This is a genomic window from Corticicoccus populi (assembly GCF_042686195.1).
GTDB classification, from domain to species: Bacteria; Bacillota; Bacilli; order Staphylococcales; family Salinicoccaceae; genus Corticicoccus; species Corticicoccus populi.
In genome coordinates, this window is sequence record NZ_JBHUOQ010000004.1 from 230,892 (window position 1) to 242,147 (window position 11,256).

The 11,256-nt window shown below is 40.0% G+C and carries 11 protein-coding genes; 5 read left to right on the forward strand and 6 right to left on the reverse strand.

Annotated features, from left to right (window positions below; all coding sequences use genetic code 11):
- Positions 1–105: 105 nt before the first annotated feature.
- Positions 106–1,239: a M20 family metallopeptidase gene (locus tag ACFSX4_RS10865; protein ID WP_377774495.1), complete on the forward strand. Its 1,134-nt coding sequence runs from the start codon at positions 106–108 to the stop codon at positions 1,237–1,239.
- Positions 1,240–1,877: 638 nt separating this feature from the next.
- Positions 1,878–3,491 (forward strand): BCCT family transporter, encoded by a 1,614-nt coding sequence (locus ACFSX4_RS10870; protein WP_377774497.1) that lies wholly within the window; start codon positions 1,878–1,880, stop codon positions 3,489–3,491.
- A 123-nt stretch (positions 3,492–3,614) separates the two neighbouring features.
- Here the strand turns inward: ACFSX4_RS10870 and ACFSX4_RS10875 are convergent, their stop codons facing one another.
- The gene (locus ACFSX4_RS10875) at positions 3,615–4,040 is read right to left on the reverse strand and encodes a hypothetical protein (RefSeq protein ID WP_377774499.1); all 426 of its coding nucleotides are present in this window, start codon (positions 4,038–4,040) and stop codon (positions 3,615–3,617) included.
- Between the two features lie 136 nt (positions 4,041–4,176).
- Here ACFSX4_RS10875 and ACFSX4_RS10880 point away from each other — a divergent pair, with 136 nt between their 5' ends.
- Together ACFSX4_RS10880 and ACFSX4_RS10885 are read left to right on the forward strand one after the other, a co-directional pair.
- Complete coding sequence (locus ACFSX4_RS10880) at positions 4,177–4,449, forward strand: 4a-hydroxytetrahydrobiopterin dehydratase (protein WP_377774501.1); 273 nt, start codon at positions 4,177–4,179, stop codon at positions 4,447–4,449.
- A gap of 32 nt (positions 4,450–4,481) precedes the next feature.
- Positions 4,482–5,063, forward strand: coding sequence for a protein-L-isoaspartate(D-aspartate) O-methyltransferase (locus ACFSX4_RS10885; RefSeq protein ID WP_377774503.1), 582 nt, complete (start codon positions 4,482–4,484; stop codon positions 5,061–5,063).
- 24 nt (positions 5,064–5,087) lie between these two features.
- Here the strand turns inward: ACFSX4_RS10885 and ACFSX4_RS10890 are convergent, their stop codons facing one another.
- From ACFSX4_RS10890 to arr, 4 genes are all read right to left on the reverse strand, one after another.
- The gene (locus tag ACFSX4_RS10890; protein ID WP_377774505.1) at positions 5,088–6,158 is read right to left on the reverse strand and encodes a YkvI family membrane protein; all 1,071 of its coding nucleotides are present in this window, start codon (positions 6,156–6,158) and stop codon (positions 5,088–5,090) included.
- 132 nt (positions 6,159–6,290) lie between these two features.
- Positions 6,291–7,733: a PTS transporter subunit EIIC gene (locus ACFSX4_RS10895; RefSeq protein WP_377774507.1), complete on the reverse strand. Its 1,443-nt coding sequence runs from the start codon at positions 7,731–7,733 to the stop codon at positions 6,291–6,293.
- Between the two features lie 99 nt (positions 7,734–7,832).
- Positions 7,833–8,783, reverse strand: coding sequence for an arsenic resistance protein (locus ACFSX4_RS10900; protein WP_377774509.1), 951 nt, complete (start codon positions 8,781–8,783; stop codon positions 7,833–7,835).
- Between the two features lie 29 nt (positions 8,784–8,812).
- The gene (gene arr, locus ACFSX4_RS10905; protein WP_377774511.1) at positions 8,813–9,229 is read right to left on the reverse strand and encodes an NAD(+)--rifampin ADP-ribosyltransferase; all 417 of its coding nucleotides are present in this window, start codon (positions 9,227–9,229) and stop codon (positions 8,813–8,815) included.
- 130 nt (positions 9,230–9,359) lie between these two features.
- On the opposite strand from arr, the gene ACFSX4_RS10910 reads away from it, so the two are divergent.
- The gene (locus ACFSX4_RS10910; protein ID WP_377774513.1) at positions 9,360–10,106 is read left to right on the forward strand and encodes a sulfite exporter TauE/SafE family protein; all 747 of its coding nucleotides are present in this window, start codon (positions 9,360–9,362) and stop codon (positions 10,104–10,106) included.
- Positions 10,107–10,164: 58 nt separating this feature from the next.
- Here the strand turns inward: ACFSX4_RS10910 and ACFSX4_RS10915 are convergent, their stop codons facing one another.
- Complete coding sequence (locus tag ACFSX4_RS10915) at positions 10,165–11,154, reverse strand: TAXI family TRAP transporter solute-binding subunit (RefSeq protein WP_377774514.1); 990 nt, start codon at positions 11,152–11,154, stop codon at positions 10,165–10,167.
- Positions 11,155–11,256: the final 102 nt, after the last annotated feature.

Sequence of the window (11,256 nt, forward strand, 5' to 3'; positions counted from 1 at the left end):
TTTATATAAAGTACGCTTAATCTTTGTGATTAAGCGTACTTTATTTCTCATTCATTTTTCTTTATAATATCATAATGACTAAATTTTCTGACAAGAGGTGGTTTTTTGGATTTCAATAATCAACTAAGTGATATGTTAAACATGCTCGAAGAAATTGTTAACATGGACAGCGGTTCTTATGATAAGGAAGGTATCGATGCTTTTGGAAAATATCTTCAAAACCTTTACTCGGCAATAGGATTTCAAACAGAGGAGGTCCTAAATAATGCGGCAGGGAACAACCTTGTGATTAAACACAAAGACGCAGAGAATCCTGAGATAATAATCCTTGCACATATGGACACTGTATTTACGAAAGGCACTGCTGAAGAACGTCCATTTACTGTCAAAAAAGAAAGAGCATATGGTCCCGGAGTAATAGACATGAAGGCCAGCCATGTAATGCTTTATCACACTTTAAAATATCTAGTTGAGCAGGGGGATAATACATATAAAAATGTAATACTGGTATTTAACAGTGATGAAGAGATTGGATCTAAAACTTCTAAAAACCTCATCATTGAAAAATCAAGAGGGAAAAAATATGCACTTGTTCTCGAACCGGCGAGAATCGACGGCTCTATCGTCAGCTCAAGGCGGGGGAGCAGCAATTACCAGTTAAATATTACCGGTGTTGCAGCACATTCAGGAATTGAACCCGATAACGGGCGCAGTGCCATTAAAGAACTCGCACATAAGATTTTTAAAATTGAAGCATTGTCCCGTCCTGAAGAAGGACTACATGTGAATGTTGTTCAAATTTCAGGTGGGAAAGCATCTAATATCATCGCACCAAATGCCACTGCATCGGTAGACGTCAGAATATCCACACAGGCGCAAGGGGAGTGGGTGGACTCCGAAATTAAAAAGATTGTGGCACAAGCAGATGTTGAAGGTACAGTCATCGAACTTTCAGGCGGGTTGAACAGACCACCTATGGAATTTACAGAAGGTACAGATTCACTCGTTCATCTGATTCAAAGAGAAGGGCGTAAACTAGGAATTGAAGTACAGCATACTGCGACCGGCGGTGGCTCCGATGCCTCTTTTCCGGCCGCGATTGGTATTGATACAATCGATGGTCTCGGCCCTGTCGGCGGTGCTCAGCATAGTGACGATGAATACCTGGAAATTAATACCCTGACGGAAAGAACAGCACTGTTCACAGAATTACTTAAGAGTATCGGACATTTAAATTAAATAAATAAACTGACATTTTAGAATCAAAAAATCTTCACAATATAAGGTATTGCAGGATTTCTTCAGAGATTCGAAAAAATAAGGCTCGAGGTGTTGTCACTATGTTTGCACCTCGAGCCTTATTTTGCATCATACACATTGCCGGCATTTGATTACGCATTTGATTACGTTCATAATATTTAATATTCATTATGCATGTCTCCTGACCTTGTTTCACGTGAATCATCTGTTAATACTTAAAATTATATCATCAGCTCGGTACAGGATTCGAAATTTCCCATACTAATTTCTATCTATTTTTCATAAAAATGATTAAACACTGTATGAATAGGTTATAAACAGTATATAAATTGCATATGGCTTCTCTTTATTAATTTCCCAGGAAAATAATAGAGTAATATTACCACTTAAGTTATAACACATATCGTTACTTTAAAAAGCCTTTCAAATCAACGTTTACATAAAGCAAAGAAACGATAATATAACGCTTATATATGATGTAACCGCTATTTTTCTGTGAATCTAAATTGCACTCATTATGTAATTTTGTTACCATCATGAAGTTATATCTTTATGCAGATTAATTTAAGAGCAGTATACACTTCAATACTATAAATAATACTTAAAGGAGCAAATTAATGAACGATTCTTCAGATTCAAATAATAAGAAATTATCGGGTGTATTTAAAGTTTCGGTAATTATAGTTGCCATAATCGTTATACTCGGCGCTATTAATCCAACCCAATTTGGTGCTGTTTCAGGTGCCATTTCCAACTGGGTCAGCAATCACTTCGGCTGGTACTATATGATTATTACATCAGGGATGTTATTCTTTTGTATATTTCTCATATTCAGTCCAATTGGTAAATTAAAACTCGGTAAACCGCATCATAAACCGGAGTTCAGTACACGTTCATGGCTGACAATGCTGTTTAGTGCCGGAATGGGGATTGGTGTTGTTTTCTACAGTACATCTGAACCTATCTCGCATGTGATTGCACCTGCTGTTGCAGATGCGGGCAGTGATGAAGCGATACTTGAGTCCATCCGTGCGACAATCTTCCACTGGGGAGCACATGCATGGGGTATGTACGGGGCAGTCGCTCTTGCTCTTGCATATTTCCAGTTCAGAAAAGGTGAGTCCGGGCTTCTCTCAAAAACACTTCGTCCGATTCTTGGTGACAGAGTAGACGGTCCAATCGGTACATTTATTGATGTATTAACGGTTTTCGCTACTGTAGTAGGTGTCGCTGTGTCCCTCGGTCTCGGGACAACACAGGTAAACGGCGGATTGAACTACCTGTTCGATGTTCCAATTAACATTACAGTACAGGGAATCATTATTATCGTAGTCACATTCTTATTCCTGGGAAGTGCATGGAGCGGGCTAAGTAAAGGAATCAAATACCTTAGTAATTTAAACATGTTTTTAGCGTTGATCCTTCTCCTTGCAGTGTTATTCCTTGGACCAACTATGGTTATTTTGAATATGATTCCAACAGCAACGGGTGAGTATATTAACACTTTTATCTCTAAAACTCTGGATGCAGCACCACTGAATTCCAACCAGAATGAGTGGCTCCAGACATGGACAATTTATTATTGGGCATGGTGGTTAAGCTGGAGTCCGTTTGTCGGTATTTTTATCGCGCGTGTTTCAAAAGGACGTACAGTAAGAGAATTTGTTCTTGCCTTACTGACTGTACCTACAGCAATCGGTATCATCTGGTTTACAGTATTCGGTGTAACAGGTATAGAAATGGCAGAACAGGTGCCGAGCATAATAGATTTCGGTCCTGAAACACAGCTTTATGCAATATTCAATGAAATGCCGCTAAGCATACCATTATCAATACTTGCAATTATATTAGTATCCTCATTCTTTATTACATCTGCAGACTCCGCAACATTTGTTCTCGGAATGCAGACTGCATACGGTTCACTTCGACCGTCTGCTTTCATTAAAATTGTATGGGGAATTGCATTATCATCAATCGCGTTTATCCTGCTGCTCTCAGGCGGAGAAACCGGTCTTGAGGCATTACAGTCTGCAGCGATTATTGCTGCACTGCCATTCAGTTTTGTCATTATCATGATGATGTATTCGTTCTATAAAGATGCCAATAAAGAAAGAAAACATTTAGGTCTTACGATTACACCAAACAAACACCGTTTAAAAGAATATCTTGATGAAGAAGAAAAGAAATATCAGGAACAAAAAGATGCCGGTGTAGACGAAAGAGACTTATAAAACGTAAAGATCCCTGCTGAGATTTCAGCAGGGATCTTTACATTTACAATACATATACTGATTCACTTGTTTATTTTTTTATAAAAGTTTTCTCTTCCTCAATGCTGTTACTTGATTGCCTAGTTAATTACGGTCTGAAAATCTGTTCCTCCAGATTACAGCATAGTGGACAAATACTAAATAAATACAATGTCCTGTAATCCAAACAATAAAACCGGCAGAATTAATTATAAATATTTCACGCTCCGCTGCCAGTGTAAGAACAAAATACAGAGCACCGAAAATGATTACACTAAATATAATTGAGAATCTATAAAATTGATTTAAACGGCAGTTAATATTAAGCAGAATAATATATACTATCATTGACACAATTGTATGATACGCCATTTCTTCAAAGAAAGTAACTGATTGATAATCTCTTATAAAATCAACATTTAACAGCAGACTTGAAGTCACCGTATTAAAGAAAATATCCATTATACGCATAGAGTAATACAATATTAAAGTACTGACAATAACAACTGCTGCATCGTAAAAGTAACGCATTCAACCGCCTCCTGTAACACATACTACCCATGAGACCCGTACCGAAACGTATTCGGTATTAAAATAACTGATTGGTGCTGCTATATACCGGGTAGAGAATATAAAATACGATTATTTTTTGAGGGGAGACATTCATATGTCAGATGTCAAAAAGGCTGTAGAAGAACTGGATGGCTGGGAACTTGACGGTGAGAGAATACGAAAGAATTTTAAGTTTAATCACTATCTGGACGGTTTGGACTTTGTCAAAAAGGTGGGCGTGTATGCTGAAGGTGCCCAGCATCATCCGGGTATTTCAATTGCATACACAACAGTTAAAATCTCATGGATTACATTCTCTAAAAAAGCACTGACTGAAAAAGATATTACCGCAGCAAAAGCATGTGACAATCTTTATAAACTTTTTTAGACGTTACGATTAGATATAAGCGGGTGATGCTGTTGAAATATTCTAAATCGAAGATAAAGTCCTGCTTTTTGAACCTGGACCGAAAGTCGTTTATGGATATACACCAGGAATCTGCATATTTTGACCGGGCTGTGCCAATAGGACACGGGCAGACAATCTCACAGCCGAGTCTTGTTCTTAGTATGACACTGTATTTAGATCTTGAACCGGACAGTAAAGTTCTTGAAATAGGGACCGGATCCGGCTTTCAGACTGCACTGCTTGCTGAACTTTCCCGTGCAGTCTATACAATTGAACGGATTAATGCACTGTATATAAGGGCGGAGGAACGTCTCACAGCACTTGGATATTCCAATATTCATTTTCTTCACGGTGACGGACATTCAGGATGGCAGGAACACGCACCATTTGACAGAATTATGGTCACTGCAGCAGGCGGGGAAGTCCCTCAAGCCCTTATTAATCATCTTGCACCGGGCGGCAGAATGATTATTCCTGTAGGCGATACATTTCATCAGGAACTGAAATTAATCACAAAAAGCAGAAACGGAGAGGTTGCGCATTCTTTTATTGAGCATGTAATGTTTGTGGAATTTAAAAGCGGGACTGAATAAGAAAACGGGCATCAGCCCGTTTTTTTATTCATCAAATTTAATTTTTTTGAATCTGAATGCGGTAATAATTAATACAATGATTAATAAGAGACCCATGTAACCAATAGCACCATAGAAATGAGATACCAGATCAGTGAACCCAATACCGCTTAACAATAAACCAACAATAAGTGTGACTGCAAGCACAATATTGAAACGTTTTGTCTCAACCGGGATAAAACGGCTGACAAACGCAAAGAACATACTGATTGCTGTATTAAAGATCATACCGAATATGACAACAGCCATGATGATTCCAAGAACAGGGGAGATATCATTTACAATACCGAGCATCGGCATCTCTAAATGCCCGACTTCTTCTATTTTTGAGAAAATCGCAAAGTAACTCAGCAGAATCAATGCACCGAGACCCAGACCGCCAACCAGGCCGCCGAGTGCTGCTGTTCTCCCATCTTTTTCTGCACTCCCCATTACAATCGACATCGCAGCACCGACAGAAGTATTAAATGCAGCATAGTTCAAACCTGCAATAAACCAGTTTGGAAAGAATGGGCCGTGGCTTTGTGCAGTTTCATTTAAATCTGTAAGAGAACTATCCATAGTAACAAAACTGTAAATAGAAATAATGATAACAAATATAATCAGGAATGGTGTAATACTGCTGATTACAGCAATCACTTTATTTACTTTCAACATACCTGTCAGCATCACCAGTACAGCCATCAGAACCGCACCAATAATGTGCGGTACTCCAAACTGCTGATTCAGGTTTGCTCCCGCACCGGCAATCATCACAACGCCGACACCAAACAGGGTAAATACCAGTACACAGTCTACCAGTATCCCTACAACTTTAAAGTGACTGATTTTATAGATCACAGTATTATACGAAGTGGTCTGCGCCTTACTCCCCAGCCAGACCAGCATCATTCCAATATATGCAAAAATTACTGTTGAGATAAGTACTGCAAAAATTCCCGGCAGACCAAAGCTGGTAAAGTACTGAAGCACTTCCTGTCCTGATGCAAATCCAGCCCCGACAATGACGCCTATAAAGGCGCTTGCGGTCATTAACACTTTCATTGTTTTTTTCATGTTTTCCCTCCGCTGATGTGGCAATTCATCGTAATATCTAACTTATTTTTTGTATACCTGTGAAAATATATTTCAATATTCACTCTACTACAGACCGTTCAATAATGAAACCGTATTATCATTTTACTTTTCTTAATTTTTTGAAGGATTTTTAGGTTTATCACGTTTCTTCCGCATTGTCATATTATCATTGTATCCCCATATATACGTCAGGATAAAAGCAGCAGCCAATGTGATAAATGTGACAAGCACTGCATACCAGAAGTTCGCTGTGATACCGTTCTCCGGATCGATAAAGGACGGCAGACCAATCACAGAACCGATAATACTCCACATATTAATACCAAACAGACCTGTCAGAAGACCGCCGAGTGCACTGGCAATACTTGCACAGATAAATGGTCTTCGAAAGCGCAGATTAATACCGTAAATTGCGGGTTCAGTAATCCCACAGAATGCTGAAAAGGCACCCGCATAGCCGACTTCTTTAATCTCAGGCTTCTTCGTTTTTACAGCGACCGCAAGTGCAGCACCGCCCTGTGCCACAATTGTCATACTGACCATTGCTGATAAATAACTGTAGCCGAGTGTCGCAAAGTCATTGACGTAAACCGGAATAATTCCCCAGTGAAGTCCGAAAACAACCAGTATCTGATAGAAACCGTTAATCACAGCACCAAATACCGGTGCATTTACATTCAGCATATATTCGAGACCGTTAGCCAGAAGAGATGAAAATCCAACCAGTACCGGTCCCGTAATGATAATCGTCGCCGCACCGACGATGCCGATAACTGCGATAGGTATAAATATCGCCTGAATATACGACGAAACCCAGCTTTTCAGCCAGTTTTCAAGGACTTTTACCATCCATGCTGCAAGTATCATCGGGAATATGGAGTATGTATACTCAATAAAAGGAAAGTCGAATGATCCGATAGATAAAATACTCATCTCGCTGCCCGCAGCCTCGAGAACTGTCGGATGAATAATCACACCGCCGATTACAGCTGTAAGTATGGGATTTCCGTTTAACTGCTTCGCTGCATTATACCCGATTAAAACAGGCAGGAAATAAAACACAGCATCCGACATTGCGTTAATAATTAAATACGCAGTTCCACTGTCCGTTATGAGGTTGGAAGTCGTCAAAAGTGCAAGCAGTCCTTTAATAATACCGGCTGCTGCAAGAATGCTGATAATCGGCATCACAGATCCGGTAATCACACCGATCAGCCGGTTAAAATTATGTCGTACACTTTGAAAAAAAGTTCTTTCTGCATCAGATTCATCTCTCTCATTTGACACATCCCGGTCTTCTGAGGATAACTGATTAATGACAGATTTATAGACATCGTCAACTGCAGAGCCGATCACAACCTGATACTGCCCGCTCGCTTCCACAACACCCATCACACCCGTCAGCTGCTCAATCTCATTTGTTTCTGCCTGCGTTTTATCCTTTAAATAAAATCGCAGCCGGGTGACACAGTGAATCACATTTTCAATATTACCGGCGCCGCCGACACCGGCAATAATTTTCTCTGCCAATGCATCATAATTATTACTCCCCATCAATAACACCCTTCCTCTGACTCGTAAACTACCGAATTTTTGATTACTATTTCCCACTCACAGAACACTTCACTTATATCTATTATATCCTTTTATCTCTTATCTGTATTTTCTTGATCTCAATAACACATTCGAAACTAGGGCAAGTACCGGAAGCTCTACTAAAGGTCCTGCCACGAGCACAAACGCAACAAGCGGTTCATCCGGAAATGCTGCGATGACAATTCCGAGTGCAAGTGGAGAATTCCTTGCGGCAACAGTCATATTCAGACTGACCAGATTTTCATAGCTGAACTTAAATATTCTGCCGGCTGTTTCTGCAACAATAAAATTCACAACGAAAAATAAAAGAAGCGGTATCAGAATTAATATCATAATATCAAGATTTTCAAAGAGCACACCACCCTCTGAAGCAAACATCGCCGTAACAGCGAGTGACAGCAGGAATATCTGTGAGGATGAGAAAAACGGAAGAAGTCTCTGTTTCAGGAACTGGTTTTTATTTCTAAATAAATATTTAGTGATATTAGCCAGAATAAAGGGAAGAACGAGTACTAAAAATACACTTTCGAAAACTGTGCCTGCTGAAACTGTTTCAAAAGTACTTGAGAATATCAATAAATACACCGGCAGCAGCACCATCTGCAGTATCAGGTTAACGGGAAGGATGGATGTGGATAAGGACAGATTTCCTTTCGCAATGGATGTAAATATTAAATACCAGTCGGTACAGGGTGTGACAAGCAGCAGTATAAAGCCGAGCCAGAGTGCCGGATGATCAGATAAAAACAGAGCACCGAGACCGTAAGCAAGTAGAGGTGTCCATATAAAGTTAATGATGGTGCTGATACTCAAAAATTTTAAGTTTTTAAATGCAGCCTGCAGATTTTTGACTGGTACAGATAAAAACAGGCCGTACAGCATCAAGAGTAAGAACGGCATGATGAAGTTTTCTGCATAATGAGAAATGAAAGCATTCTGTCCAATCATTAATCCCGTAATCACTGCTGCCAGTATAACCAATGTCTGCATTTTCTCAAATCTACTCATAGCATTTCTCTCCATTTGATTTTTTAAGATTAGTCATCAATCACATCAAGTCCCTGTTTCCTCAGATTATCAAGGCTCGTACGCATATGATTCAGCATCTCATCAGAATGACGCTCCCAGCACTTCAGTTCTGCAATGACTTTCAACGGCTCCTTCGAACGGTACGAACGGGTGGGGTTCCCTGGAAAACGCTTGTCCGTAACATTCGGATCATTTTCGAATATCCCTTCAGGTTCAACGAGATAAATTCTTTCTTTCAAATCACCCTTCGCAAGTTCCGCTCCCCATTTGGCAGCATCGAGCGTTGCGGTAAAGTAAATATAGTTCGCTTTTTTACGTTGATAATTTGACTCATAATTCGGTGTCAGAACATCGCCGATATGAAGTTCTGCCTTTGTTCCGTGAAAAAATGGGCCGTTGTCCGGGCCGTTAGTTGTTTCGTCCATAAAACCACCTCCATTAGTGTATGAATATTATAGTATGTTTCTTTCAGAAGATGCAGTCTGTAATATCTTTTATTTTTATCGTATAATTAAATTAAGCAGATCACAATTTTACATAGAAAGAAGCATATAAATGGATATATTCATACTAATCGCGGTACTCCTGGTCGGAATTATCGTTGGTTTTATCAATATTGTATCAGCCGGGGGCTCCATGCTGACCCTGCCGATGCTGATTTTTTTCGGTCTTCCGTCCAATGTAGCAAACGGAACCAACAGAATCGCAATACTGTTTCAAAACGCCTCTGCCTTATTTCAATTCCATAAAAACGGCCACTTAAACTGGAAGCTCGGTTTATTACTTGCGGTGCCGACAACCATTGCTTCGATATATGGTGCTAATCTGGCTGTTAATATTGCTGAGGACACATTTGATTCGCTGCTGGCAACATTCATGATTATTTTTGCGGTTCTCCTCATTGTGAAACCCCAACGGTTCTTCAAAGGAAAAGTGAATCCTAAAACTTCTCTTGTGCTGTTACTGGCTGCCTTCTTATTAATTGGTGTTTACGGTGGTGCACTTCAGGCAGGAGTCGGGTTTTTCATGGCACTAACACTGGTGATTCTTGTCCCTAAAATCCCTATGGCTGAGGTTCACGGTGTAAAAACCATTGTGACTTTCATCTACATATTTGTCTCCACCTTCGTATTTTTATCCAATGGACTAATTGACTGGAGATTTGCTGCTGCATTGGCTGTCGGCTCTGCCATCGGAGGATTTATGGGCGGGAAGTATGCAAGTATACTGCCGGACAAACTCCTTGAGAGAATATTAATTATTGCGATTGTATTTTTTGCTGCAGTATTACTGCTGAGATAAATAAAGCTGACCCGTTCAAGTGAATGTTCACCAAACGGATCAGCTTTATTTTTAAATTTTAGTTACCTACTTCTATACCTTCTTCTTCAAAGTATCTTAATGCCCCTGGATGGAAATCAATACTGATACCTTCATCCACTCTGTCTAAACTGATAAATTGTGCTTTTTCATGCGCCATTCCTTCAGCATTTTCATATATTTGTTTAGTAATTTCATATACTAAATCCTCAGACAATGCGTCTGAAGCAGCAATCATCGCAAATACAGCAACGGTTTCAACATCTTCTGACAAACCATATGTGCCGCTTTCAACTGTAAATGGTGCATAGAAAGGGTATGCTTCTACAAGTTCGTCGACTTTGTCACCGGCAATCGGTACAATCTGGATATCCGATGTCGCTGATAAACCTTCCACCGCACCTGTCGGCACCCCGGCAGTGATAAATGCTGCATCTATATTACCATCCTGGATACCGCCTGTAGATTCACTGAAATCAAGGTTTTGCGCATTAATATCGTCGATAGTCATGTCGTGAACTTCGAGAATCTGCTCTGCATTTATATATGTTCCAGATCCCGGTGCACCGACAGAAACATTTTTACCTGCAAGATCTTCTACTGATTCTATCCCTGAACCCTCTGTTGTCACAATCTGAATTGTTTCAGGATGCAGCGAACCGACTGCATACAGATGTTCTACAGGTTCTTCAAAAGAGTTTTCTCCGTCAACAGCATATGACGCAATATCAGTCTGCAGAAGTGCCATCTCCACATCACCGTTTTCAATTGACATCACATTCTCTGCCGACCCATTGGAAGATATCGCATCTGCACCCACGTCTGTGTTATTGGTAATAATTGTTGCGATTTCACCGCCGAGCGGGTAGTACACACCGCTCGTGCCGCCTGTTGCGATTTGAATCATATCCGGATCTTCACTTTCATCTGCGACTTCCCCGTCCCCTGATGAATCTTCATTTCCACAAGCTGCAATAATTAATACCAGCATTGAAATTAAAAACAGTTTGAATAATCCCTTGTTTTGCATCTAAAATTCCTCCTCTTTGAATGAAACAACACTTAATCATTATTAAACAGATGATTCTTACATGCTTTTACCACCTCTTGCGCAGAGATTGCACTTCCAAGC